26 protein-coding genes are annotated in these 25,578 nt (G+C 68.3%); 18 read left to right on the forward strand and 8 right to left on the reverse strand.

The genetic code is table 11. The features are described 5' to 3' along the window. Positions 1–86: 86 nt before the first annotated feature. The 4 genes from CAL11_RS09230 to CAL11_RS09245 all read left to right on the forward strand — a co-directional run bounded on the left by CAL11_RS09230 (position 87) and on the right by CAL11_RS09245 (position 3,084). Positions 87–641, forward strand: a complete 555-nt coding sequence (locus tag CAL11_RS09230; RefSeq protein WP_086092738.1) for a hypothetical protein — start codon at positions 87–89, stop codon at positions 639–641. A 97-nt stretch (positions 642–738) separates the two neighbouring features. Then, positions 739–1,587: a haloacid dehalogenase-like hydrolase gene (locus CAL11_RS09235; RefSeq protein WP_033467983.1), complete on the forward strand. Its 849-nt coding sequence runs from the start codon at positions 739–741 to the stop codon at positions 1,585–1,587. Beyond that, positions 1,580–2,086: a tRNA adenosine(34) deaminase TadA gene (gene tadA / locus CAL11_RS09240; protein ID WP_086092739.1), complete on the forward strand. Its 507-nt coding sequence runs from the start codon at positions 1,580–1,582 to the stop codon at positions 2,084–2,086. The genes CAL11_RS09235 and tadA overlap by 8 nt, the downstream gene beginning before the upstream one ends. Then, the gene (locus tag CAL11_RS09245; RefSeq protein ID WP_086092740.1) at positions 2,083–3,084 is read left to right on the forward strand and encodes an LD-carboxypeptidase; all 1,002 of its coding nucleotides are present in this window, start codon (positions 2,083–2,085) and stop codon (positions 3,082–3,084) included. Before tadA ends, CAL11_RS09245 begins: the two co-directional genes overlap by 4 nt. Before the next feature lie 12 nt (positions 3,085–3,096). Here the strand turns inward: CAL11_RS09245 and CAL11_RS09250 are convergent, their stop codons facing one another. The 4 genes from CAL11_RS09250 to CAL11_RS09265 all read right to left on the reverse strand — a co-directional run bounded on the left by CAL11_RS09250 (position 3,097) and on the right by CAL11_RS09265 (position 7,710). Continuing rightward, positions 3,097–3,891, reverse strand: a complete 795-nt coding sequence (locus CAL11_RS09250; protein ID WP_033467976.1) for an enoyl-CoA hydratase/isomerase family protein — start codon at positions 3,889–3,891, stop codon at positions 3,097–3,099. A 48-nt stretch (positions 3,892–3,939) separates the two neighbouring features. Continuing rightward, on the reverse strand, positions 3,940–5,841 hold the full coding sequence (locus CAL11_RS09255; RefSeq protein WP_033467974.1) for a TRAP transporter large permease: 1,902 nt from the start codon (positions 5,839–5,841) through the stop codon (positions 3,940–3,942). Then, positions 5,838–6,461, reverse strand: a complete 624-nt coding sequence (locus CAL11_RS09260) for a TRAP transporter small permease subunit (protein ID WP_003810992.1) — start codon at positions 6,459–6,461, stop codon at positions 5,838–5,840. Before CAL11_RS09260 ends, CAL11_RS09255 begins: the two co-directional genes overlap by 4 nt. A gap of 124 nt (positions 6,462–6,585) precedes the next feature. Beyond that, entirely contained in the window at positions 6,586–7,710 is a 1,125-nt protein-coding gene (locus CAL11_RS09265) for a TRAP transporter substrate-binding protein (RefSeq protein WP_033467972.1), read from the reverse strand. A 379-nt stretch (positions 7,711–8,089) separates the two neighbouring features. Between CAL11_RS09265 and CAL11_RS09270 the strand changes: the two genes are divergently transcribed. The 6 genes from CAL11_RS09270 (at position 8,090) to CAL11_RS09295 (ending at position 13,990) form a co-directional block, all read left to right on the forward strand. Then, entirely contained in the window at positions 8,090–9,694 is a 1,605-nt protein-coding gene (locus CAL11_RS09270) for an ABC-F family ATPase (protein ID WP_167382475.1), read from the forward strand. A 155-nt stretch (positions 9,695–9,849) separates the two neighbouring features. After that, positions 9,850–10,626, forward strand: a complete 777-nt coding sequence (locus tag CAL11_RS09275; protein WP_086092741.1) for an ABC transporter ATP-binding protein — start codon at positions 9,850–9,852, stop codon at positions 10,624–10,626. Between the two features lie 85 nt (positions 10,627–10,711). Beyond that, on the forward strand, positions 10,712–11,710 hold the full coding sequence (locus CAL11_RS09280) for an ABC transporter substrate-binding protein (protein ID WP_086092742.1): 999 nt from the start codon (positions 10,712–10,714) through the stop codon (positions 11,708–11,710). Next, entirely contained in the window at positions 11,707–12,480 is a 774-nt protein-coding gene (locus CAL11_RS09285) for an ABC transporter permease (protein ID WP_003811003.1), read from the forward strand. The genes CAL11_RS09280 and CAL11_RS09285 overlap by 4 nt, the downstream gene beginning before the upstream one ends. Before the next feature lie 36 nt (positions 12,481–12,516). Continuing rightward, a complete protein-coding gene (locus tag CAL11_RS09290; RefSeq protein ID WP_086092743.1) occupies positions 12,517–13,365 on the forward strand; it encodes a transporter substrate-binding domain-containing protein in 849 nt (282 codons plus the stop codon). 37 nt (positions 13,366–13,402) lie between these two features. After that, positions 13,403–13,990: an IMPACT family protein gene (locus tag CAL11_RS09295; RefSeq protein WP_033467958.1), complete on the forward strand. Its 588-nt coding sequence runs from the start codon at positions 13,403–13,405 to the stop codon at positions 13,988–13,990. An 18-nt stretch (positions 13,991–14,008) separates the two neighbouring features. On the opposite strand, the gene CAL11_RS09300 is transcribed toward CAL11_RS09295, so the two are convergent. From CAL11_RS09300 to CAL11_RS09310, 3 genes are all read right to left on the reverse strand, one after another. Further along, positions 14,009–14,392 (reverse strand): thioredoxin family protein, encoded by a 384-nt coding sequence (locus CAL11_RS09300; RefSeq protein ID WP_003811007.1) that lies wholly within the window; start codon positions 14,390–14,392, stop codon positions 14,009–14,011. Between the two features lie 135 nt (positions 14,393–14,527). Continuing rightward, on the reverse strand, positions 14,528–15,553 hold the full coding sequence (locus tag CAL11_RS09305) for an LLM class flavin-dependent oxidoreductase (protein WP_086092744.1): 1,026 nt from the start codon (positions 15,551–15,553) through the stop codon (positions 14,528–14,530). A gap of 203 nt (positions 15,554–15,756) precedes the next feature. Further along, entirely contained in the window at positions 15,757–17,049 is a 1,293-nt protein-coding gene (locus tag CAL11_RS09310) for an NCS2 family permease (RefSeq protein WP_033467952.1), read from the reverse strand. A gap of 132 nt (positions 17,050–17,181) precedes the next feature. Here CAL11_RS09310 and tsaD point away from each other — a divergent pair, with 132 nt between their 5' ends. Then, positions 17,182–18,222, forward strand: coding sequence for a tRNA (adenosine(37)-N6)-threonylcarbamoyltransferase complex transferase subunit TsaD (gene tsaD / locus CAL11_RS09315; RefSeq protein ID WP_086092745.1), 1,041 nt, complete (start codon positions 17,182–17,184; stop codon positions 18,220–18,222). Between the two features lie 114 nt (positions 18,223–18,336). Here the strand turns inward: tsaD and plsY are convergent, their stop codons facing one another. Beyond that, entirely contained in the window at positions 18,337–18,984 is a 648-nt protein-coding gene (plsY, locus tag CAL11_RS09320; protein ID WP_003811015.1) for a glycerol-3-phosphate 1-O-acyltransferase PlsY, read from the reverse strand. 125 nt (positions 18,985–19,109) lie between these two features. On the opposite strand from plsY, the gene surE reads away from it, so the two are divergent. The 7 genes from surE (at position 19,110) to rlmD (ending at position 25,570) form a co-directional block, all read left to right on the forward strand. Next, entirely contained in the window at positions 19,110–19,868 is a 759-nt protein-coding gene (gene surE, locus CAL11_RS09325) for a 5'/3'-nucleotidase SurE (RefSeq protein ID WP_086092746.1), read from the forward strand. After that, positions 19,853–20,626 carry a protein-L-isoaspartate(D-aspartate) O-methyltransferase gene (locus CAL11_RS09330; RefSeq protein WP_033467941.1) on the forward strand — a complete coding sequence of 258 codons (774 nt, stop codon included), beginning with the start codon at positions 19,853–19,855 and terminating at the stop codon, positions 20,624–20,626. The genes surE and CAL11_RS09330 overlap by 16 nt, the downstream gene beginning before the upstream one ends. Before the next feature lie 17 nt (positions 20,627–20,643). After that, positions 20,644–21,528 carry a peptidoglycan DD-metalloendopeptidase family protein gene (locus CAL11_RS09335; RefSeq protein WP_033467937.1) on the forward strand — a complete coding sequence of 295 codons (885 nt, stop codon included), beginning with the start codon at positions 20,644–20,646 and terminating at the stop codon, positions 21,526–21,528. Beyond that, positions 21,525–22,304: a 3'-5' exonuclease gene (locus CAL11_RS09340; RefSeq protein WP_086092747.1), complete on the forward strand. Its 780-nt coding sequence runs from the start codon at positions 21,525–21,527 to the stop codon at positions 22,302–22,304. Before CAL11_RS09335 ends, CAL11_RS09340 begins: the two co-directional genes overlap by 4 nt. Positions 22,305–22,408: 104 nt before the next feature. Further along, entirely contained in the window at positions 22,409–23,008 is a 600-nt protein-coding gene (locus tag CAL11_RS09345) for a hypothetical protein (protein WP_033467931.1), read from the forward strand. Positions 23,009–23,298: 290 nt separating this feature from the next. After that, positions 23,299–24,051 (forward strand): TorF family putative porin, encoded by a 753-nt coding sequence (locus CAL11_RS09350; protein WP_086092748.1) that lies wholly within the window; start codon positions 23,299–23,301, stop codon positions 24,049–24,051. Between the two features lie 118 nt (positions 24,052–24,169). After that, positions 24,170–25,570 carry a 23S rRNA (uracil(1939)-C(5))-methyltransferase RlmD gene (gene rlmD, locus CAL11_RS09355; protein ID WP_086092749.1) on the forward strand — a complete coding sequence of 467 codons (1,401 nt, stop codon included), beginning with the start codon at positions 24,170–24,172 and terminating at the stop codon, positions 25,568–25,570. Positions 25,571–25,578 lie beyond the last annotated feature (8 nt).

Raw genomic sequence — 25,578 nt, forward strand, 5'->3', positions numbered from 1 at the left:
GGGTTTACGTGTGCCAGGGTCTTGTAACATTTTCGTAGCCCGGGCGGCCGGGTAATCCCTTATGGTAGAAAGGTCAGCGGCAGGCCATGGCGGCCGCCGCCTACTTCAAGGAGCGAAACATGTCGAAGATTCGTATCCAACGATGGTGCGGGGCCCTGGCGCTGGGCACGGGCAGTCTGATGGCCTTCGGGGCGTACGCGGCCGGCACGGGCTCCGGCCAGAGCCAGTACCAGATGGACGTGCAGCGCTGCAATAGCGGCGACACCAACCAGGATCGCGCCACCTGCCTGCGCGAGGCCGGCGCCGCGCGCCAGGAAAGCCAGCGCAACCGGCTGGACGACAAGCAGGAAGGGCGCTACCAGGACAACGCCATGATGCGCTGCAAGAACCTGCCCGCCTCGCAGCAACAGGATTGCATCACGCAGATGACTTCCGGCAATACCACCACGCGCGGCAGCGTCGGCGGCGGGGGCGTGCTGCGTGAAACCGTCATCCAGGTGCCGGCCGGCACGCCGGGCTCGACGCCGGGCACGCCGATGCCCAGCGGCCAGATGCCCAGCGGCCAGATGCCTGGCGCCGCCCCGGGCGGGCTGCAGCCGCCGCCCGCCGGCACGGTGGCGCCGCCGCCGGTCATGCGCTGAACGGGCATGACCGCAGGCGCGAGCGGGCCCGGCCAGTGCCGGGCCCGCTCGCATTCAGGCAAAATGTCGGCTGTCCTACCCTTTTCGACCTTTATCCATGTCCGACGTCATCGCCCTGGTTTTCGATTTCGACGACACGCTGGCCTCCGATAGCACCACCGGCTTTCTCGAGAGCATCGGCGTCGATACGGCGTCGTTCTGGAAAGACCAGGTCGATCCGCTGCTCTCGCAGCAGGACTGGGACCCGGTGCCGGCCTACCTGTACGAGATGATCCAGCTGTCCAGGCAGGGCAGCCATGGCCTGATCACGCGCGAGCGCCTGCGCGAGTGGGGCGCCCGGCTGGCGCTGCACGACGGGGTGCAGACGCTGTTCGGCCGCCTGCGCGCCGCGGTGCGCGCCGAGCACCCGCAGGTCCAGCTGGAGTTCTACCTGATCTCCAGCGGCATCGGCGACGTGGTGCGCGCCACGCCGATCGCCCACGAGTTCACCGAAATCTGGGCCTCCGAGTTCGTCTACGGCGAAGACGGCGGCATCAGTTTCCCGCGCCGCATCGTCAGCTTCACCGACAAGACGCGCTACCTGTTCCATATCCAGAAGGGCCTGATCGGCCGCGAGTATCGCAACAAGCCGTTCGAGGTCAACCGCAAGGTGCCGGAAGACCGCCTGCGCGTGCCGTTCGACCAGATGGTGTTCGTGGGCGACGGCTACACCGACATTCCATGCTTTTCGCTGATCCGCAGCGCCGGCGGCTTCGCCTTCGGCGTCTGGGATCCCAAGCACCGCGACAAGCGCAGCCGGGCCTGGGGCTTCATCGAGGAAGGGCGCGTGTCCAACCTCAACCAGGCGCGCTACGACGAGCAGGCCGAGCTGTACCAGTGGCTGGAAGAGGCCGTCACCAGCCTGGCCGGACGCATCGCGCTGAAGTCGCGGGTCTATCGTGGTTGATGCGCCCGCGAGCGAAACCGATGCGCGCGTCGCCGACGACGCGCGCCTGATGGCGCTGGCGCTGGAGCAGGCGCAAGAGGCCGCGCGGCTGGGCGAAGTCCCGGTCGGCGCCGTGGTGGTCGATGCCCGGGGCGAGGTGCTGGGCGCGGGCTACAACCGCACCATCCTCGACCGCGATCCCACCGCGCATGCCGAGGTCGTGGCGCTGCGCGCCGCGGCGCGCCGGCTGGACAACTACCGGCTGCCCGGCGTATCGCTGTACGTCACGCTGGAGCCCTGCGTGATGTGCATCGGCGCCATGCTGCACGCCCGCCTGGCGCGGGTCGTCTACGGCGCCCGCGATCCCAAGACGGGCGCCTGCGGCAGCGTGCTCGACGTGGGGGCCGTCGGCCAACTGAATCATCACACGACCATCATCGGCGGCGTGCTCGCCGAGCCCTGCGGCGAATTGCTGCGCGGTTTTTTCCGCGCCCGCCGCGCCAAGGAATCCCCAGTATGAGCAAGAAGAAAAACCCGCCAGCCTCCCACGGGCACGACCACCACGACCATCACGGCCACGAACCTGGCCATGTCTGCGACGCGGGCTGCGCCCACGCGCCGGCGCAGGCCAGCGGCATCTACCTGGTGTCGCCGTCGTCGGCGGTGCGCGACGCGGCCGAGCTGGAACTGGCTTGCCAGCGCCTGGCCGCCGAAGGGTTCAGGACCAAGGTCGACCGCGCCGCGCTGGCGGTGCACCAGCGCTTCGCCGGAACCGACAAGCAGCGCGTGGCCGGCCTGCAGCGGGCGATCCGGCAAAAGCATCCGATCGTGATGGCCACCCGCGGCGGCTACGGCCTGATCCGCCTGCTGCCCATGATCGACTGGCGCGCCATGGCCGACAGCGGCAAGCGTTTCGTCGGCATGAGCGATTTCACCGCCTTCAACCTGGCCTTGCTGGCCCAGACCGGCGCGGTCAGCTACAGCGGCGCGACCGCCGTGCGCGACTTCGGGCTGGCGAAAGCCGATGAGCTGACCGTGGCGCTGTTTGGCGAGATCATGCGCGGCGAGCTGGAGATCCTCAGCTTCGAGACGCGCGACGCCGATGCCTTCGACGGCCGCGGCGTGCTGTGGGGCGGCAACCTGGCCACGCTGGTGTCGCTGCTGGGCACGCCGTACATGCCCAAGGTGCGCGGTGGCATCCTGTTCCTGGAAGACGTGGCCGAGCACCCGTACCGGGTCGAGCGCATGCTGGCCCAGCTATGGCAGGCCGGCGTGCTGGAACGCCAGAAGGCCATCGTGCTGGGCAGCTTCTCCGACTACCGGCTGGCGGCGCACGACAATGGCTACGACATGCCGGCGGTGGTGGGGTGGCTGCGCAAGACGGTGAAGGTGCCGGTCGTGACCGGCCTGCCGTACGGCCACACCGATACCAAGGCCACGCTGCCCATCGGCAAGAAGGTGGGCCTGGCCACCGAGCGGGGCATGGCCCACCTCGTCATCGACGAGCACACCCACTGAACGCGGGCCCGGCTACTGGTCCTGCTGGGGCACCCAGGCGGGCTGGCGCTTTTCCAGGAAAGAGGCCAGGCCCTCGCGGCCGTCGGCGCTGGCGCGCTGCTCGGCGATGCGGGCGGCGGTTTCTTCCAGCAGGGCGGCGTCGATCGGCGCGCCCGCCACGTCGCGGATCAGCCGCTTGGCCTGCGCCACCGCGTGGGGCGAGGTCAGCATGAAGCTGCCCAGCAATTCGTTGATCTGGCCGTCCAGCCGGTCCGCCTCGCACAGTTCGTGCACCAGCCCGATGCGCCAGGCCTCGGCGGCCTCGAAGGCCTCGGCGCTCAGGAACCAGCGGCTGGCGGTGCGCGCGCCCATGGCCCGCAGCACGTAGGGCGAGATCACCGAGGCGATCAGGCCCAGGCGCGTTTCGGTCAGGGCGAAGCGCGCCTCGTGCGAGGCCACGGCGATGTCGCAGGCCGTGGCCAGGCCCATGCCGCCCGCCATGCACGGGCCATGGATGCGCGCGATGGTGGGCTTGGGGCAGGTGTAGATCGTGTGCAGCATGGTCGCCAGCGTCTGCGCGTCGGCGCGGTTCTCGGCGTCGCCGGCCTGCGCGCTGCGGCGCATCCAGTTGAGGTCGGCGCCGGCGCAGAACGCCTTGCCGCGTCCGGCCAGGACGATGGCGCGCACCTCGTTGTCGGCCCCCAGCGTCATGAAGGTCTCGGTCAGCTCGGCGATCATCCGAGGATCCAGCGCATTGCGCACATCGGGCCGGTTCAACCAGACCACTGCGGTCTGCGGCCCGTAGGCAACTTCCAACGTTTGCAGCATACGACGACGACTCCATGAAACGGGGACCGGCCACGCGGGGCAGGGGTTCTAGCGGTACAGGACCGTGGGCAGCCACAGGCCGATGCCAGGGAACATGTACAGCAGGAAGATGGCCAGCAACTGAATGCCCATGAATGGCATCATACCCAGGAAAATCTGGTTCAGCGTCACGTGCGGCGGCGCCACGCCCTTCAGGTAGAAGGCCGACATGGCCACCGGCGGCGACAGGAACGCCGTCTGCAGGTTCAGCGCCACCAGCAGGCCGAAGAACAGCGGGTCGATGCCGAATGCCTTGAGCAGCGGCACGAAGATCGGCATGAAGATCACGATGATCTCGGTCCACTCCAGCGGCCAGCCCAGCAGGAAGATGATGATCTGCGCCAGCAGCATGAACTGGATCGGCGTCAGCCCCAGCGACAGCACCCATTGCTCCACGATGCCCTGGCCGCCCAGCAGCGCGAAGGCCGCCGAGAAGATCGACGAGCCGACGAACAGCCAGCACACCATGGCGCTGGTCTTGGCCGTCAGGTAGACCGACTCCTTGAGCACCGGCATGGTCAGGCGCCGGTAGGCCAGCGCCAGCAGGGCGCCGCCCAGCGCGCCCATGGCGGCGGCTTCGCTGGGCGTGGCCAGGCCGAACACGATCGAGCCCAGCACCGCCACGATCATCAGCGCCAGCGGGAAGAACGAGCCCATCAGCAGCCGGACCACTTCCAGGCGGGTCCAGTTCAGCAGCGCATAGAAAACCAGCAGCAGCGCCACGCAGACCGCAAAGAAGATCCAGAATCCGTAAGGCGCCGGCAAGCGTTCGGCGGCGGCGTCCTCGGCGGCCTCGGCCGCTTCCGCCTGCGCGGTTGCTGCCTCGGGGGCGGCGGCCGCGCCGGGCGGCTCGGCCAATCCGCCGTCCTCGCTGGGCGGCTCGGCCAGTCCGCTGTCGAAGCTGTCGCCGCCGCCCAGCCGCAGCTCATCCGGGATCTCGTAGACGATCGGCGGTTCGGTCACCGTGCTGTAGGTGGCGCCGGTGATCAGCACGAAGGCCGCCAGCGGCGCGACCACCAGCATCAGGTTGCGCGCCAGGAAGCTGCCGGTGACTTGCGGGTCGCGGCGCTTGAACAGCCCCGCCAGCAGCCCCGGCACGGCATGGCGATAACCCTGGCGCTGCAGCGCCTCGGCGCCCGGCTGCAGGGGGATATGGCGTTCCTCCTTGGACAGCGGCGGCGCCATGTCCGGGCGCAGCTTGGCCACGATCATGACGTACAGCACATACAGGCCCGCCAGCATGATGCCCGGGAAGAACGCACCGGCGTACAGCTGAACCACGGACACGCCGGTGGTCGCGCCGTAGACGATCAGCATGACCGAAGGCGGGATCAGGATGCCCAGGCAGCCGCCGGCCGTGATCGAGCCCGCGGTCAGGCGCACGCTGTAGCCGGCCTTGAGCATGGCCGGCATGGCCAGCAGGCCCATCAGCGTGACCACCGCGCCGACGATACCGGTGGCGGTGGCGAAGATGGCGCAGGTGATCAGGGTGGCCACGCCCAGCGCGCCGGGCAGGCGCGCCAGCGCCAGGTGCATGGACCGGAACAGCCGTTCGATCAGGTTGGCCCGTTCCACCAGGTAGCCCATGAACACGAACAGCGGCACCGAGATCAGCGAGTCGTTGGTCATGGTGGCATACGTGCGCTGCACCATCAGGTCCAGCGTCTGGCGCACCGCGCGCGCGCCATCCTCGTGCTGCATGAAATAGGCAAGGAAGGTGAACAGCACGCCCATGCCCATGAGCGTGAAGGCGGTCGGAAAGCCCAGCATGATGGCGACGACGATCAGGGCCAGCATCAGCAGCCCGATGTGCCCCGTGGTGAGGTGATCCCACGGGGTCAGGAAAACGATCATCAACAACACCAGCCCGATGCACGACAAACCGAACCACAGTGCTTTGTGGATTTTCATCGGGTCTGCTCTCCCTTTTCAACGTATTGGTCCAGCTCGGCGATGTCCTCGTCCTTGACGTGCACCATCTCCTTGAGCTTGTCGACGTCGACTTCCTCCACGTCCTCGGCGCGCGACGGCCACTGGCCCTTGCGCAGGCACAGCAGGCAGCGCGCGATCTCGGCCAGGCCCTGCAGCAGCAGGAACGCGCCGGCGATCGGGATGAAAGCCTTGAATGGATAGATGGGCGGCCCGTTGGCCATCAGCGACGAGTGCTCGCGGATGGCGATCGACTCGCCGGCGTAGTACCAGCCGGCCCACACCATGGCGACGACGCCCGGAATGAAGAACAGGATGTACAGCAGCAAGTCCAGTCCGGCCTGCACGCGCGGCGGCAGGAAACCGTAGAGGATGTCGCCGCGTACGTGGCCGTTCTTGGCCAGCGTGTAGGCGCCGGCCATCATGAACAGGATGCCGTAGTACATCAGTTGCAGGTCGAAGGCCCAGGCGCTGGGCGTGTTGAGGATGTAGCGCGCCGAGACTTCCCAGCATATGTGCAGGGTGAGGACGACAATGAGCCAGGCAAAGGCCTGGCCCACGAAAGTGGACAGCCTGTCTACCAAACGTATCAATCGCAGCATGAGCGCGGGCCCCGTTCATGGGATGGGAGGAGTAACGCGCTGCGCGGGCGCGTCGCGACGCGGCACGGCTTGCGCCGGCGCTGCGCGCCGCGGGGCGGCAGGCAGCGCCGACGTGCCGGTCCGGTCAGGCGGGTTGCTTGCGGGCGAAGTAGTGATTGAACGCCATGCGGAAATTGACGTTGGTATCGTTGCTCCAGCGGCCCGCGCGTTCGGCGAACTGGCGTTGCGACTCCAGCACCTTCTTGAACAACGGGTTCTCGGCCGAGCGCTTGGCGATCATTTCGTCCCAGATCTTGAGCTGCTGCTGCAGGATGGCGTCCGGCGTCTTGTAGAACTTGACGTTGTGGTCCTTCTGCAGCTTGATGTAGTCCTGCGAGTACCGGTCGGCGGCCTTCCACGACATGTCGGCGCTGGCCGCCTGCGCCGCGTAGGCCAGGATGTGCTTGAGATGCTTGGGCAGGGCGTCGTACTTGTTCTTGTTGAACAGGATCTCGAACTGCTCCGCGCTCTGGTGGAAGCTCTGCAGCATGCAGATCTTGGAGACGTCCTGGAAACCCAGCGCGAGGTCGGACGAGGCGTTGTTGAATTCGGCGCCGTCGAGCAGGCCGCGGTCCAGGGCGGGCACGATTTCGCCGCCAGGCAGGGCGTTGACCGCCGCGCCCATGGCGCTGTACATGTCGATGGCCAGGCCCACGGTGCGGAACTTGGCGCCCTTGACGTCGTCGGCCTTGGTGATCGGTTTCTTGAACCAGCCGAACGGCTGGGTCGGCATGGGGCCGTACATCAGCGACACCACGTTCACACCCATGGCCTTCTGGATTTCCGTCAGCAGTTCCTTGCCGCCGCCATACTCGTGCCAGGCCAGCAGCATGTTGGCGTCCATGCCGAACGAGGGGCCCGAGCCCCACAGCGCCACCGCCGTGTTCTTGCCATACCAGTACGCCACCACGCCGTGGCCGCCGTCGAGCGTGCCGGCCGATACCGCGTCGAGCAGGTCGAAAGCCTTGACCACCGCGCCGGCCGGCAGCACCTCGATCTTGAGCTGGCCTTCGGCCATGTCGTTGACCTTGCGGGCGTAATCCTGGGCGAACTCGTGGAAAATATCGTTGGCGGGCCAGGTGCTCTGGAACCGCAGGCTCACCGGGGAGCCCTGGGCGCGCGTGACGGCGGGAAATCCCAGCACGGCGGTCCCCGCGACCGCTCCGGCACCGGAAATGAATTTGCGACGGGACTGCGTAACGTGTTGCATGGCGTGTTGTCTCCTGAGTGGACTACAAGGACCAGCTTTTTGTTACTGCGGTAAGTCTGCGCGAGGGATCGCGCCGCTGCGCAGCCGATCGAGAATGAATACTGAGGGAGCACTGGCGCCGCCGGGCGGGGTATGCAGACATTTGCATACAAAACAGTGTTTCTTTCAGTAGCCTTTCATTATCAATCGGCCCTGGGGGATTAAACCTTGCATGGCGCTGCCTGACAATCAGCCTAACGTCGGGAATAACCCTAGCACTTGTACAGATATCTCCGCGGCCGTGGTCGCGGCGCGTTGGCGAGGCGCCTGGCGCAACTTGGTACACTACCGGGTTTATCTCCATTGCGCCCTTGCGGCGCGTCAGGCTCGCACATACACCGTGATTTCCACTGCCAATCTCACTATCCAGTTCGGCCCCAAGCCGCTTTTCGAAAACGTCAGCGTCAAGTTCGGGGAAGGCAACCGGTATGGTCTGATCGGGGCCAACGGTTCCGGCAAGTCGACCTTCATGAAGATCATCGGCGGCGACCTCGAGCCCTCGGCGGGCAACGTGTCGCTCGAACCCGGCGTGCGGCTGGGCAAGCTGCGCCAGGACCAGTTCGCCTTCGAGGACGTGCGGGTGCTGGACGTGGTCATGATGGGCCACACCGAGATGTGGGCGGCCATGTCCGAGCGCGACGCGATCTACGCCAACCCCGAGGCCACCGAAGACGATTACATGCGCGCGGCCGACCTGGAAGCCAGGTTCGCCGAGTACGACGGCTACACGGCCGAGGCGCGCGCCGGCGAACTGCTGCTGGGCCTGGAAATCGCCGTGGACCAGCACAACCTGCTGATGCGCGAGATCGCGCCCGGCTGGAAGCTGCGCGTGCTGCTGGCGCAGGCGCTGTTCTCCAACCCCGACGTGCTGCTGCTGGACGAGCCCACCAACAACCTGGACATCAATACGATCCGCTGGCTCGAGAACGTGCTCAACGGCTACCAGAGCACGATGATCATCATCAGCCACGACCGGCACTTCCTGAACCAGGTCTGCACCCACATGGCCGATGTGGATTATGGCGAGATCCGCGTCTACCCCGGCAATTACGATGACTACATGCTGGCCTCCACCCAGGCCCGCGAGCGGTTGACGGCCAACAACGCCAAGGCCAAGGAGCGCATCGTCGAGCTGCAGGACTTCGTGCGCCGCTTCGCCGCCAACAAGTCCAAGTCGCGCCAGGCCACCTCGCGCCTGAAGCAGATCGACCGCATCAAGGCCGACCAGGTCGAGGTCAAGCCCTCGTCGCGCCAGAACCCGTACATCCGCTTCGAGCAGAACAAGGTCATGCACCGCCTGGCGGTCACGGTCGAGAAGCTGTCCAAGTCGTACGACCAGCCGGTCATCCGCGACTTCTCCGCCATGGTCGACGCCGGCGAGAAAGTCGCCATCATCGGCGCCAACGGGGTGGGCAAGACCACGCTGCTGCGCATGCTGGCGACCGACCTGGCGCCGGACTCGGGCACCGTGAAGTGGTCCGAGAACGCCGATCTCGGCTACATGGCCCAGGACGTGTCCGACCAGTTCCAGCAGGGCGACATCAACCTGTTCGACTGGATGGCGGAGCACCGCCAGCCGGGCGACGACGACCAGTCGATCCGTTCCGCGCTGGGCCGGCTGCTGTTCTCCGGCGACGACATCCCCAAGGCGCCCAAGGTGCTGTCCGGCGGCGAGAAGAACCGCATGACCTTCGGCCGCCTGATGTTGGGCCGGCACAACGTCATGCTGCTGGACGAGCCCACCAACCACCTGGACATGGAGTCCATCGAATCGCTGCAATTCGCGCTGGAGAAATACGAGGGCACCCTGTTTTTCGTGTCGCACGACCGCGAATTCGTCTCGGGGCTGGCCACGCGCATCATCGAGATCCTGCCTGGCGGCGAGCTGGTCGACTACCGCGGCGGCTACGAGGACTACCTGGCCTCGCGCGGCATCGAGGCCTAAGCGGGGACGCCTGCGGGCGGCCTGGTCGGCCGCCCGCGGCATGCTTATAACGACAGGTAGTTAAAACATTCTATAAATATAGTTTGTGTTCATATAACCGATTGTTAGATTAGGGCCTGTCCTTTCGTTTGGCGCCGCGGCGCCCGAGCAAGCCCATGAATCTGACTTTCGATCACGTCCACAAGAGCTTCGGCTCGCTCAATGTCGTGGACGGTTTTTCCAGCGAATTCAAGACCGGCGAGCTGGTCGCGCTGGTCGGCCCCTCGGGCTGCGGCAAGTCGACCCTGCTGCACCTGGCCGCCGGGCTGGAGCAGGCCTCGCAGGGCCGCGTGCTGGCCGACGGCAAGCCGGTGCAGGGCCCGCACCCCAGCCGCACCCTGGTGTTCCAGGAACACGCCCTCTATCCGTGGCTGACGCTGCGCGACAACGTGGCGCTGGCGCTGGAATTCCAGAACGCGCCCAAGGCGCAGGCGCGCCAGCAGGCCGTGCACTGGCTCGAGCGCGTCGGGCTGGGCGGCTTCGACGCCTACTATCCCCATCAGGTCTCCGGCGGCATGCGCCAGCGCGCCGCCCTGGCGCGCGCCTTCATCGCCCAGCCGCAGACCCTGCTGATGGACGAGCCCTTCGGCGCGCTGGATGCGCTGACCCGCTTGAGCCTGCAGGACGTGCTGCGCCAGCTGATCGAACAGGAGAAGCCGTCGGTGGTGCTGGTCACGCACGACGTCGACGAAGCCCTGTTCCTGGCCGATCGCATCGTCGTGTTCAGCCAGCGCCCGGCCCGGGTGCTGCGCGAATTCAACCTGGCCAACCGCGCCAGGAGCCACGACCTGTCCGACCTGGCCGGCGAGAAGCGGGAAATCCTGCGCCTGCTTGGCATCGAGGTCGACAACCATGGCCATGGCCATGGCGCCAAGGTGGCGCTGGCCGCCTGAGGCAGGACCCCGTTCCCTCATACCGATACCGTGTCGCGGGCCCGCCGGCCCGCGGCCCATTCGCCGATCCCTGGAGATTCGCATCATGAAACTGAAGCAATGGTTGTCCCTGCCGCTGGCCGCGGCGCTGCTGGCCGCCGCCCCGGCGATGGCCGCCGAGAAATTCCGCGTGGGCTACCTGCGCGTGATGGACGACGCGCAGGCCATCGTCGCGCAGGAAGGCGGCTACTACAAGAAGGCCGGGCTGGACTCGGAGCTGATCGAATTCAAGTCGGGCACCGACCTGATCAAGGCCATCGTGGGCGGCCAGCTCGACATCGGCGTGCTGGGTTTCACCAATGCCGTGGCCTGGGCCTCGAAGGGCGCCGACCTGAAGGTGGTGGGCGGCGCGCAGCAGGGCTACCACTCGCTGCTGGTGCGCGATGATTCCGGCATCAAGGATATCGCCGGCCTGAAGGGCAAGACCCTGGCCTCCCAAGCCGAAGGCAGCACCGCCGACGTGGTGCTCAAGGGCGTGGTGCTCAAGGAAGGCAAGCTGGGCGCCGACGACGTCAATGTCATGGGCGTCAGTCCCGCCGTCGCGGTGCAGTCGCTGGTCGGCAAGCGCGTGGACGCCGCGTTCCTGTTCGAGCCGTACGACCGCATCGCCCAGCTGGTGGCGCCGGTCAAGCAGATCTACGAAGTGGGGCAGGCCTGGCCGTTCCCCTGCATGGTGGTGATCACCTCCGGCGACGTGCTGGCCAAGCGCAAGGACGATGTCTGGAAGGCGCTCGACGCCCAGAAGGAGGCCATCGAGCTGCTGCAGAACAAGCCGGCCGAGGCGTCGCGCCTGATCGCCTCCTATTTCATCGCCGAGCCCACCCTCAAGACCCTGACCCGTGGCGAACTGCCGCGCGAGACGGTGATTTCCGAAGCCATCAGCACGCAGGTATTCACTCCCAAGCTGACCGACAAGGACACCAACCGCATGCAGGAGATCGCCGATATCCTGCAGGCCCAGGGTTCGCTCAAGACGCGCGACGGCAAGCCGTATGACGTGTCGAGCATCGTCGACCTGTCCTGGCAAGAGGCGCGCAAGCTTTGAGCTCCTCCACCCGCGTAACCGGCGCACGCAAGCACCTCGCCGGGGTGCTTGGCGTGCTGTTCATCCTGGCGCTGTGGCAAGCGGCGGCCTGGGTCCTGCCTGATTTCCTGATGCCGGGCGTGCCCACCGTGGCGCAACGCCTGGTCGAGGACCTGGGCCAGGCTTCGTTCCACCAAAGCCTGCTGGGCACGCTGGGGCGCCTGGGCGCCGGCTACGGCCTGGCGCTGGCCGCCGGCATCGGCTTCGGCCTGGTCGCCGCCGTGCTGTTCTTCTTCCGCGAAGTGCTGCGCAGCGCCATCGTCATCCTGCAATCGATTCCCTCGATCGCCTGGGTGCCGCTGTTCCTCATCGTGATGGGCTTCGGCAACACGCCCATCATCGTGGTGGTGGCGCTGTCGGCGTTCTTCCCGGCGGCGTTGAGCGTCATGAACGCGACCGAGTCCGTGCAGCGCGTGCACGTCTCGGCCGCCCGCGTGATGGGCGCGACGCGCTGGGGCCTGGTCAAGCGCGTCTACCTGCCCGCGGTCATGCCCGAACTGATCACCGGCGCGCAACTGGCCTTCGGCAATGCCTGGCGCGCGCTGATCTCGGCCGAGATGCTGATCGGCTTCGGCAAGGGGCTGGGCCGTTCGCTGGCCTACTCGGGCGAGATCGCCGACATGACCGGCGTGATGACCAACATCCTGGTCATCGCCGTGCTGGCCGCGCTGATCGACCAGTTCGTGCTGGAAAACCTCAAGCACCGCCTGCTGCGCTACCAATACGTCTGAACCACGCGCGGGCCTGGCGCCCGCGCCTTCATCGCCATGATCGCGCCGTCCTCCTTCCGTCTTTTTCGTCCGTGCCTGGCCGCGCTGCTGGCCGTGGCGTTGCCCGGACTGCCCGGCGCGGATGCCCAGCCGGGCGTCGCGGCCGACCCGCTGGCCGCGGCGCGCGCGCGCGGCGTGCTGGTCGTCGGCGTGCCGTTCCTGGCCGATGCGCCGCTGGCCGGTGCGAAGGTGCGCACGCCCGAGCGCCTGGATGGCGCGGCGGCCGAGCGGCTGGCCCGGCAACTGGGCCTGCCGCTGCAGTTGCGCCGCCTGGCGGCCGGCGACGCCGCCGGGCAGCTGGCCTCGGGCGCGGTCGACCTGGTGCTGGCGGATCGGCGCGACGGCGCGCCGCTGGCCGCGCAGGCGCCCGGCATGGCCGTGGTCGGGACCGGCTACGCCACCGCGCCCAAGGCCGTCATCCGTGGCGATACCGCGCTGCGGCGCTGGCAGGACGTGGCCGGGCACAGCGTGTGCATGGCCGACGCCGCGCAAGCAGCGCAGGCGCTGGCGCAGCGCCACGGCGCGACCGTGCGCACCTATCGCGCGCCGTCCGATGCGCTGGTGGCGGTGCGCGAAGGCGCCTGCGACCTGGCGTTGATTGACGACGCGGTGTGGGCGCCGCTGATGAAGTTTCCCGAATGGAAGAAATTCTCGGCCACCCTGGCGCCGCAAGGCCCGCGCGCCGAATTGGTATGGCTGGCCGCGCCCGGCGACGCGGCCTGGCTGGCCGCGCAGATGCAGGCCTGGCGCCGCGATGGCGCCTGGACGGCCATGACGGCCAAATGGGCCCGCGACGTGGCCTTCGACGTGTACCTGGACCAGGAAGTGCCCGACTGCCACGGCTAAGCGGCGCGCACGGCGCCGCCACGTACAATGGCGCCGTATGATGCACACGCTTGCCGCCGCCTGCCGCCACCAGGAAGAAATCAAGAAAAGCCGCTTTGCCGCCTATGCCGCGCCCGTGGGCACGATCGCCGAGGCCATGGCGCATTTTGCCGCGCACAGCGATCCGGCGGCCACGCACAATTGCTGGGCCTACCGCATCGGCAACGAATACCGCTTCAATGACGACGGCGAGCCGGGCGGCACCGCCGGGCGGCCCATTCTGCAGGCCATAGACGGGCAGGGCCTGGACCGCGTGGCGGTGCTGGTGGTGCGCTGGTTCGGCGGCATCAAGCTGGGCGCAGGCGGCCTGGTGCGCGCCTATGGCGGCTGCGCCGCCAACTGCCTGCGCGCCGGCGAGCGCCTGCCGGTCATCGCGCTGGCGACGGTGCGCTGCCGCTGCGGCTTTGCCGAACTGCCGCTGCTGCAGGCGCGGCTGGCGCAGGCAGGCGCCAGCGTGCGCAGCGAAACCTTCGACGCCGACGGCGCGCAACTGGAACTGGAAGTCCCGCGCGCCGCGCTCGAAGAGCTGGCGCGCACATTCGCCAACATCACCCGCGGGCGCGGCGGCTGGGACGTGCAGGCCTGAACCGGGCCCGCCGCGGCCTCAGGCCTGTTCGCCTTCGCCGTTTTCGCGCGCTTGCGCGATATCGCGATGCACCTCGGCCATGTCGACTTCCTTGACCTTGGTCAGCAGTTCGCCGAGCTGGCCGGCCGACAGGGCGCCGGGTTGCGAAAACAGCAGGACTTTCTCGCGAAACACCATCAGGGTCGGGATCGAGCGGATGCCCAGCGCGCCGGCCAGTTCCTGTTCGACGTCGGTATTGACCTTGGCGAAGGTCACGTCGGGGTGCTGCTCGGCGGCCTGCTCGAACACGGGGGCGAAGCCGCGGCAGGGGCCGCACCAGGGGGCCCAGAAGTCGATGATCAGGGTGCCGTCGGGCGTGATGGCGTCCTGGAAGGTGTCCTTGGTCAGTTCAACGATGCTCATGCGTGTCGTCCTTGCCGCCCGCGTGGGGTGGCGTCTGGGGCCGGTGGGCCCGGTTGGCGCGGCCGGGGCCGCGCGGTGGATGTTCCGTCCGTGGTCGGTGGGCGAAACGCGTGGCGCGATCCCGCGCCGTGCCGGTCAGGCGTTCGCGGTGCGGGTCGATACGCCTGCGTCCTGCTTGAGCGAGGCGACGATCTCGTACGAACGCAACCGATCGGAAAAGTCGTAAAAATCGGAAACGATCATGACCTCGTCGGCCTGGGTCTGCGCGACCAGGGTTTCCAGTTCGCGCTTGACCGTATCGGGGCCGCCCACGATGGCCGCGCCCAGTCTTTGTTGGACCGCCGAGCGTTCCCACTCGTTCCATACGCCGTCCATGCTTTCCACCGGCGGCTGCAGCGGCAGGCGGTTGCCGCGGATCAGGGACAGGAACTTCAGTTGCTGGGTGGTGGACAGGAATCGTGCCTGTTCGTCGGTGTCGGCCGCCACCACCGGCACGCCTATCATGGCATGGGGACGCGCCAGCGTCTCCGACGGCTTGAACAGTTGCCGATACAGGCGCATGGCGGCCATGCCCTCGGGGGAGAAATGTCCCGCGAACGAGAAGGGTAGGCCTAGCTCGGCGGCCAGCCGCGCGCTGAAATCGCTCGAGCCCAGCAGCCAGATGGGCACGTCGGTGCCGGCGCCGGGAATCGCGCGCACCGGCTGGCCCGGCCGCGCCGGCGCCAGGTACGCGCGCAGCTCGTGCAGCAGTTCGGGGAAGTCCAGGCCGCTGCGCGGCCCGCGCCGCAGCGCCTGCTGGGTGGCTCCGTCGCTGCCGGGCGCGCGGCCCAGGCCCAGGTCGATGCGGCCGGGAAACAGGCTCTCCAGGGTGCCGAACTGCTCGGCGATGATGAGCGGCGCGTGGTTGGGCAGCATCACGCCGCCCGAGCCCACCCGCAGCGTGCTGGTGTGCGCGGCGACGTGGCCGATCAGCACCGCCGTGGCGCTGCTGGCCACGCCGGTGATGTTGTGGTGCTCGGCCAGCCAGAAACGGCGATAGCCCCAGCCTTCGACGTGGCGCGCCAGGTCGACGGTGTTGCGAAACGCCTGCGCGGCCGTGCCGCCCTGCACGATGGGGGCAAGGTCGAGGACCGAGAACGGTACGCTGGCCAATACACTCATGCGGGTGCTCCGGTTGTGTCGCGGCGCGGCGCGCCCGACGGGTCAGGAATATATGGAGAGTGTATCGGCGATTTCAACCGCGCACCCGAACAACCTTGGGCGCCATCGGGTCGATAGCCTCGCTGTATCGCGGCGATTGACGGCCTCGAAAACAGGCAGGCCGCCCGAGGCGGCCTGCTTGCGGGACGAGGCGCGGTCCTGCCTTATTCGGGGAAGAAGGCGTAGCGGACGATGAACAGGATCGCCACCAGCCAGGTGGCCGGGTGCACTTCGCGGATGCGGCCGGTGCAGGTCTTGAGCACCACGTAGCTGATGAAACCGAAGGCCAGGCCGTTGGCGATGGAGTAGGTGAACGGCATGACCAGCGCGGTCAGCGCGGCCGGCGTGGCCTCGGACACGTCGTTCCAGTCGATGTCGATCAGCTCGCGCATCATCAGGCCGGCGACGTACAGCAGCGCCGGCGCGGTGGCGTAGGCGGGCACCGAGCCGGCCAGCGGCGCGATGAAAAGCGCGGCCAGGAACAGCAGCGCCACGACCAGCGCCGTCAGGCCGGTGCGGCCGCCCGCCTGCACGCCCGAGGCGCTTTCCACATAGGCGGTGGTGCTGCTGGTGCCCAGCATCGAGCCGGCCACGATGGCGGTGCTGTCGGCAAACAGCGCGCGTCCCAGGCGGTTGGGGCGGTCTTCCGGCACCAGGCCGGCGCGCTTGGCGATGCCCATCAGCGTGCCGGTGGCGTCGAACACCTCGACCAGCACGAACACCAGGATCACATGCACGAAGCCCGTGTGCAGGGCGCCCAGGATGTCCAGCTGCATGAACGTCGGCGCCAGGCTGGGCGGCGAGGAGAAGATGCCGTTGAACTGGTTGTAGCCCAGCAGCATGGACAGCACGGTCACCGACAGGATGCCGATCAGGATGGCGCCGCGCACGCGCAGCGCGTCCAGCGCCGCGATGATGAAAAAGCCCAGGATGGCGAACAGCGGGCCGGGCTCGCGCAGGTCGCCCAGTGTCACCTTGGTGGCGGGGTGCGCGACGACGATGTTGGCGTTGGACAGCGCGATGATGGCCAGGAACAGCCCGATCCCTGCGGCGATGGCGCTGCGCAGCGAATGCGGGATGCCGCGGATGAGCCAGGCGCGGATGCCCGAGATGGTCAGGAACAGGAAGATGATGCCCGAGATGAACACGGCGCCCAGCGCCTGCTCCCAGGTGTAGCCCATAGTCTTGACCACCGTGAACGCGAAGAACGCGTTCAGGCCCATGCCCGGCGCCATGCCGATGGGCCAGTTGGCCACCAGCGCCATGATCAGCGAACCCAGCGCGGCGGCCAGGCAGGTCGCCACGAACACGGCATTGCGATCCATGCCGGTGCTCGACAGGATGTCGGGGTTCAGGAAGATGATGTACGACATCGTGAGGAATGTCGTCAGCCCGGCCACGATCTCCGTGCGTACGGTCGTGGCATGGTCACGCAGTTGGAATAGCTTCTCCAGCATGGAAGTCCCCGGGGGTTTGAGAGCGGTTGTTGTGTTTGCGCCGGCGCCGCCTGCCGCGCAGGCGATAATGTAAGCGCAAAACCCGTATTTTCGCACCAGGGCCCGCGGACCCTGGTTGTAAACTCTGCGCCCATGATCATTCTCGGCTTTGAAAGCTCGTGCGACGAAACCGGCGTGGCCGCCGTCTGCACCGAGCGCGGCCTGCTTGCGCACGCCCTGCATACCCAGATCGCCATGCACCAGGAATATGGTGGCGTGGTGCCCGAACTCGCCTCGCGCGACCACATCCGGCGCGTCGTGCCGCTGACCCGCCAGGTGCTGGCCGAGGCGGGCCTGACCCTGGACGACGTGGGCGCGGTGGCCTACACCGCCGGCCCGGGCCTGGCCGGCGCCCTGCTGGTGGGCGCCAGCGTGGCCCAGGCGCTGGCCTGGTCGCGCGCGCTGCCGGCCATCGGCATCCACCACCTGGAAGGGCATCTGCTGTCGCCGTTGCTGGCCGAGCCGCGCCCCGAGTTTCCGTTCGTGGCCCTGCTGGTCTCGGGCGGGCATACCCAGTTGATGCGGGTCGACGGCGTGGGCCGCTATGAATTGCTGGGCGAGACGCTGGACGACGCCGCCGGCGAGGCTTTCGACAAATCGGCCAAGCTGATGGGCCTGGGCTATCCGGGGGGCCCCGCGCTGGCGCGCATGGCCGAGCAGGGCGACGCCAGCCGCTACGACCTGCCGCGCCCCATGCTGCACAGCGGCGACCTGGATTTCAGCTTCAGCGGGTTGAAGACCGCGGTCCTTACCCGTGTGAAGGCGGCCACGCGCGACGGCGGCGAACTGGGCCAGCAGGATCGCGCCGACCTGGCGGCGGCAACGCAGGCCGCCATCGTCGAGGTGCTGGCGGCCAAGGCCATCCGCGCCTTGAAGCAGACGGGCCTGCGCCGCCTGGTGGTGGCCGGTGGGGTGGGCGCCAACGCGCTGCTGCGCGCGCACCTGGCGCGCGCGCTCAAGCCCTTGCGGGCCGAAGCCTATTTTCCGCCGCTATCGCTATGCACGGACAACGGCGCCATGATCGCGTTCGCGGCGGCCGAGCGGGTCAAGGCCGGGCTGGCCGACCTGCGCGAGGGCGACCATGCCTTCACGGTGCGGCCGCGCTGGGATCTGGCCGAGATCCAGGCCGGGTAGGCTGACGGGGTGCCTGTCCCGGCGGGGACCGGCACCCTTGCCGCAGGTGTCGCTGCCCATGCGGGTCGGCGGTCGGCAGGCGCCTGCCCGCGCCGGGACAGGCGCCTGAGTGGGTTACTTCTTCTTCCCGATGCGGCTCTCGGTGCCCTTGAGCAGCCGCGCGATGTTGGCGCGGTGGCGGTAGAACAGCAGGGCGCTGATCACGGCGATGGCCAGGCCGACTTCCAGCCGCGCATGCCAGGCGGCGCCCGAGCCGAATACGTAGTAGACGGGCGCGAAGAATGCGGCAACCAGGGCCGCCAGGGAAGAATAGCGGGAGAACACGGCCACGATCAGCCAGGTCGCGATGGTGGCCACGGCCAGCCACGGCTCGATCGCCATCAGGACGCCCAGGGCCGTGGCGACGCCCTTGCCGCCCTTGAAGCGCAGGAACAAGGGGTAGAGGTGGCCCAGGAATACCGCCAGCGCCACCAGCGCGTAGGCGCCCCAGGAGAGCTCGGGGACCAGCGCGCGGGCCAGCCACAGCGCGAACCAGCCCTTGGCCGCGTCGCCCAGCAGGGTCAGCGCGGCGGCCGTCTTGTTGCCGGTGCGCAGCACATTGGTGGCGCCCGGGTTGCCGGAGCCGTAACTGCGCGGATCCTGCAGGCCCATCAGCTTGCTGACCACCACGGCAAAGGGGATGGAGCCGATCAGATAGGCCAGGACGATCAGTGCCGAACTGGACAGGAGCGAAGGGGCGGTCAGGACCATGGTGGCAGGCATTCCGTTACGGTTGCGTCGTTTGGCTGCGGATTCTACATCGCGCGGCGATTCCGACGCGATGATGCCGCTTCATGACGGTACAATCGGTCGCGGTTTGTGGCGATCCCCACGATTCAGGAAGATTGATGCGTATTCTGGTTTCAAACGACGATGGTTACAACGCTCCCGGGCTGGAGGCGCTGGTCGAGGCGCTATCCGGGCTGGGCGAACTGACCGTGGTCGCGCCGGAGACGAATCACAGCGGCGCTTCGAATTCCCTGACCCTGAACCGGCCGCTGACGGTGCGCACCGCGGCCAACGGCTTCATCTACGTCAATGGCACGCCGTCCGATTGCGTGCACGTCGCGTTGACCGGCCTGATGGATGCGCGCCCCGACCTGGTGGTGTCCGGCATCAACAACGGCGCCAACATGGGCGACGACACGCTTTATTCCGGCACGGTGGCCGCGGCCAGCGAGGGCTATCTGTTCGGTATTCCCTCGATCGCCTTCTCGCTGATCGAGAAAGGCTGGCAGCACATCGAATCGGCCGCGCGCGCCGCCCGCCAGGTGGTCGAGCGCCAGATCGCGCAGCCGCTGGTCGCGCCGGTCCTGCTCAACGTCAATATCCCCAATCGCCGCTACGAGGACATAAAAGGCTACGCCGTCACGCGGCTGGGCAAGCGCCATCCTTCCGAGCCGGTGGTGCGCACCACCACGCCCTATGGCGACACGGTGTACTGGATAGGCCCGGTCGGCCTGGCCGCCGACGCCACCCCGGGAACGGACTTCCACGCCACGGCGCAGGGACAGGTTTCGGTGACGCCGCTGCGCCTGGACCTGACCCAGCACAGTCAGCTCGACGACGTGCGCAACTGGGCGGAGCCGCTATGCGTAAACGCGTAGACCCGCCGGGCCGCCTCGCGCCCGGCATCACGCCGGCCAACAGCAACACCCGCATTTCGGCCGGCGCCTTGCCGCGCGCGCCCGCGCAGCCAGCGCCGCTGGCCAGCGGCAACCTGGGCCTGAACTCCGACCGGCTGCGCCAGGCCATGGTGCAGCGGCTGCGTACGCAGGGCATCGTCGACGAGCGGGTGCTCAACGCCATGGCGGCGGTGCCGCGCCATCTGTTCGTCGACGAAGCGCTGGCCAGCCGCGCCTACGAAGACGCGGCGCTGCCCATCGGGCACTCGCAGACCATTTCGCAGCCGTGGGTGGTGGCGCGCATGATCGCCGCCGTTTGCGAGGACCGCGCCCCGGCCCGGGTCCTCGAGGTCGGCGCCGGCTGCGGCTACCAGGCGGCGGTACTGGCCCAGATCGTGCGCGAGGTGCACGCCATCGAGCGCATCCGCGGCCTGTACGAGCTGGCGCGCGGCCATCTGCGGGCGCTGCGCCTGGCTACCCGGGTGCGCCTGATCCATGGCGACGGCATGCTGGGCGTGCCCGGCGTGGCGCCGTTCGATGCTATTGTTGTGGCTGCGGCGGGCCTGGCCATTCCGCAGGCCTTGCTGGACCAGCTCGCGCCGGGCGGGCGGCTGATCGCGCCCGAGGGGTCCACCCACCAGCGGCTGGTGCTGATCGAACGCACCGGGGCCACCGCCTGGAACCGAAAAGAACTCGAAGCTGTACGTTTTGTGCCCCTCAGGGCCGGAATACAATCTTGAGCAAACAGGAGAATCGTATGCTCAACGGGCAGTTGCAACTGACCGAATCCCAATCCGTGGCAGGCGCATCCGCCGCCGCCGCTTCCCGCCCGGTTCTCTGGGCGGGCATGCTGGCCATCGTCTTGCTGGCCGGCTGCGCTTCCAAGGGGCCGCGCGCGCCCGTGGTGGACCTCGCCGGGCAGCCGGGCGCCTCCGGCCCGACCGACGGCAGCTATGTCGTCAAGCCTGGCGATACGCTCTACAAGATCGCGCGCGCCAACAACGTCGATATCGAGAACCTCAAGCGCTGGAACAACCTCACCGATCCCAACCAGATCAGTGTCGGCCAGGTGCTGCGCCTGTCGAGCTCGGGCGCCGGCGGCGCGCAGACCACGCCGGTGACCTCCACCAAGCCGCAGCCCAAGCCGCTGGACCAGGGAACCACCGAAACGCCGGCCGGCGGCATGGAAGCCGGCGCCGGCGGGGAAACCGGCGGCGCCACCACACCGCCCGCGGCGACGGTGCCCGATCCCAAGCCCGCGCGCGCGGCCGATGCCGCCGTCATCAACTGGGGCTGGCCGGCCAATGGCGCCATCCTGCAGACCTTCAACAGCAACACCAAGGGCATCGACCTGGCCGGCTCGCTGGGCGACCCGGTGATCGCTGCGGCCGATGGCAAGGTGATGTACAGCGGCAATGGCGTGCGCGGCCTGGGCAACCTGATCATCATCAACCACCAGAACGGCTTCATCACGGCCTACGCGCACAACCGTGCGCTGCTGGTCAAGACCGGCCAGAACGTCAAGCGCGGCGCCAAGATCGCCGAAATCGGCCAGACCGACACCACGTCGCCGCGCCTGCATTTCGAGATCCGTCGCCAGGGCACGCCGGTCGACCCCATGCAGTACCTGCCGCCGCGATGACGCCCACGCTCGTCTTCGACCTGGAGACCATCCCCGACGTGGCCGGCCTGCGCCGGCTCAACGAATGGGGCGGCGAGGTGTCCGACCTGGAAGTGGTCGAGCGCGCCTTCGCCGCGCGCCGCGAAGCGGTGGGGCACGACTTCCTGCCCTTGCACCTGCACCAGGTCGCGGTGGTCGGATGCGTGTTCCGCGACGACCAGGGCTTCCGCGTCAAGACGCTGGGCCAGCCCGACGACCCCGAGGCGACGCTGCTGTCGGGTTTTTTCAAGACCATCGAGCGCTACACGCCGCGACTGGTCAGTTGGAACGGGTCCGGCTTCGACTTGCCGGTGCTGCACTACCGCAGCCTGATCCACGGCGTGCCGGCGCCGCGCTATTGGGACATGGGCGACGAAGACCGCGACTTCAAGTTCAACAACTACATCAGCCGCTATCACAACCGCCACATCGACCTGATGGACTTGCTGGCCAAGTACAACGGCCGCGCCAATGCGCCGCTGGACGAACTGGCCAAGCTGTGCGGCTTTCCCGGCAAGCTGGGCATGGACGGCAGCAAGGTCTGGGAAGCCTGGAACCAGGGCAAGGCCGACGAAGTGCGCGCCTACTGCGAGACCGACGTGGTCAATACCTGGCTGGTGTATTGCCGCTTCCGCTTCCTGCGCGGCGAGCTCGACCGCGTCGCCTATGACGCCGAGATCGCGCTGGTGCGCGACACGCTCGCGGCCAGCGACGCGCCGCACTGGAAGGAATACCTGGCGGCCTGGGACGACGCGTAAGGCGCGTCGGCAATCGACTGAAACAGATGGGCCGGGGGCGAAACCCGGCTGAAACCGCGCCGCCCGCACAATGGCAGCGCGTTTCAACCTTTCAGGAGATCACCATGTCCCGACACGCTATCCGTTCCACTCTGGCAGGCCTGACCCTGGCGCTTTCGGCGGGCGTCGTGGCGGCTCCCGCCCTTGCGGCCACCCAGGAAGGCCCCGCGGCCGGCCATATGAAGGAGCAGGGCCGGCACCACCACAAGAAGATGATGCGCGACGGCGTCTGGCTGCCGGGCGTCGGCCCGCTGTCCAAGGCGCAGATCGAGTCGCTCAAGCTGGACGCGCAGCAGCAGGGGCTGGTCGACCAGGCCCGCCAGGCGCAACGCGACATGCACAAGAGCCGCCGCGACGCCGGCGCCACGGGCCGCGACGCGCTGAAAGCGCAACTCGACGCCGGCAAGCTGGATCCGCGCGCGCTGTTGGCTGAGTCGGACAAGCGGCATGAGCAGTTCCGCACCCAGGCCACCCAGGTACGCGACAAATGGCTGGCGGTCTGGGACAGCCTGAACGAGGCCCAGCGTGGCCAGGTCACCGAGATCGCCAAGGCCAACCAGGCCCGCATGAGCGAGCGCCACGCCCGCATGCAGGAACGCATGCAGAAGCGGCACGCCGAAGGCGGCCAGTCCGCCGCGCCGGCCGGCGCCGCCACGGCGAACTGACCCGCGCCAACCCGCAGGGATGACGCCCCGGGGCTGCAAAGCCCCGGGGCGTTTGCGTGGGCGCGCGGGCCAGCCTGGCGCGCCGTGCGCCGAAACAAGGCGACGCCGGGTCGCGGCGTGCACCGCGGCGGTGCGGCGCGCCACCCTGCGCGCGCGCCATGCCGGCGCGGCGGGGCTGGCATGGAATGTGCTTTTCCTGCGGTAAGCCGCCAGGGGAGGGGACTTGCCCGGCGGCTGGGAGGACGGCTGCATGCCGCGTCCTTATTCCAATCGATCAGGAACCGCACATCATGAAAAAGCCCTTGTTCGCCTTGCCCCTGGTACTGGCCGTCTGCGCCGCCGCGGGCGCGCGCGCCGAGCCGACCGACCTGGGGGCGGGATTCTCGCTGAGCGGCAACGCCGCCATGGTCAGCGACTACCGTTTCCGGGGTTATTCGCAGACCGATTTCCGGCCCGCCATCCAGCTGGGGTTCGACCTGAACCACACTTCCGGCCTCTACCTGGGCAACTGGAACTCGAACGTCTCCGACTTCGTCTTCACCGACGGCAATCTCGAAATGGACTTCTACGGCGGCTGGAAGGGCGAGGTCGGCGGCGGCGTCGGCCTGGACGTGGGCGTGCTGCACTACTACTACCCGGGCTCCAGTTCGCCCAAGGGCGGCAACTACAACAACACCGATCTGTACCTGGGCGTGAGCTATGCGAACTACTCGCTGAAGTACTCGTACACGCCCGGCGACTTCTTCAGCACGCCCGACACCAAGGGCACCTGGTACCTGGACGGCACGGCGACGTTCGACCTGGGCGATGGCTGGGGGCTGGTCGGCCACCTGGGCTACCAGAAGCTGAAAAAGGCCCGGGACATGGACGGCGACGCGCTGGGCCACTACGTGGACTACAAGCTGGGCGTGACCAAGGACCTGAGCGGCTGGGTGCTGGGCCTGGCCGCCGTGGGCGCGAGCCGCGACAACTGGCTGCCCACCAAGAACGGGCACCCTTCGGGCAGGCTGGGCGCGGTGTTTTCGGTGGCGCGGACCTTCTGAGGCGCCGCCCGGGACGTCCGGCCCGCCCGGGGCCCGGACGTCCGTCCGGACAGCCGTTTCCGGCATGGCCCGCGCTCTTTTACAATGCCGGCCTGCCTGTGTATCTGGACTGTGCGAGATGGTCGACGTTTTGAATATTGAATCCCTGGACCTCGAGGCCCGGGGAATAGCCCACCGTGACGGCAAGGTGCTGTTCGTGGAAGGCGCCTTGCCCGGCGAGCGGGTCACGGCGCAGACGGTGCGCCGCAAGCCGTCCTACGAGATTGCCAAGGTCGAGGAGATCCTGCGGCCGTCCTCGCAGCGCGCGGTGCCGCGCTGCCCGCATTTCGGCGTTTGCGGCGGCTGCGCCATGCAGCACCTGGCGCCCGCGGCCCAGGTCGCCATCAAGCAGCGCGCGCTCGAAGACACCTTCTGGCACGTGGGCAAGCTCAAGCCGGCCCGCATCCTGCCGCCGCTCCATGGGCCCACCTGGGGCTACCGCTATCGCGCCCGCCTGTCGGTGCGCGTCGTGCCCAAGAAGGGCGGGGTGCTGGTGGGCTTTCATGAACGCAAGAGCAGCTACGTGGCCGACATGCGCGAATGCCATGTGCTGCCGCCCGCGGTCAGCCGCCTGCTGCTGCCCCTGCGCGCCATGATCGCGGCGATGTCGGCGCCGGACCGCATGCCCCAGATCGAGGTCGCGCTGGGCGACGAGACGATCGTGCTGGTGTTGCGCCACCTGCTGCCGCTGACCGATGGCGATATCGCCGTGCTGCGCGCGTTTGCCGCCGAGCACGGGGTGCAGTGGTGGCTGCAGTCCAAGGGCCCGGATACCGTGCATCCACTGGAGCGCGAGCATGCCGACGCGCTTGCCTATACCCTGCCGGAGTTCGGGCTGCGCATGCCTTACAGGCCGACGGACTTCACCCAGGTCAACCACGCCATCAACCGCGCCATGGTGTCGCGCGCCCTGAAGCTGCTGGATGTGCAGCCGCAGGACCGCGTGGCGGACCTGTTCTGCGGCCTGGGCAATTTCACGCTGCCGCTGGCCACCCAGGGGCGCGAGGCGGTAGGCGTGGAAGGCAGCAAGGCGCTGACCGACCGCGCGCACGAGGCGGCGGCGCGCCATGGACTGGCCGCGCGTACCAGCTTCGCCACGCTCAACCTGTTCGAGGTCGATGTGCAATGGCTGCGCGGGCTGGGCTACTTCGACCGCATGCTGATCGACCCGCCGCGGGAAGGCGCGCAGGCTGTCGCGCAGGCGCTGTCGCTGCTGGCCCCGGGCGAGCGGCCGCGCCGCATCGTGTACGTCTCCTGTAACCCGGCCACCCTGGCGCGCGACGCCGCCATCATGGTGCACGAAGGCGGCTATGCGCTGCGCAGCGCCGGCGTCATCAACATGTTCCCGCACACCGGCCACGTCGAGTCGATCGCGGTGTTCGAGTCGCTCGACGAGGCGGCGGTGCTGCACGCGCAGGAACAGGCGCGGCAGAAGGCGCGCGAGCAGGCCGAGCGCCTGGCCGAGGCGGCCGCCGCCTGAGGCGGTTC

The sequence above is a fragment of the Bordetella genomosp. 6 genome (genome assembly GCF_002119705.1).
Taxonomy (GTDB): Bacteria; Pseudomonadota; Gammaproteobacteria; order Burkholderiales; family Burkholderiaceae_B; genus Bordetella; species Bordetella bronchiseptica_F.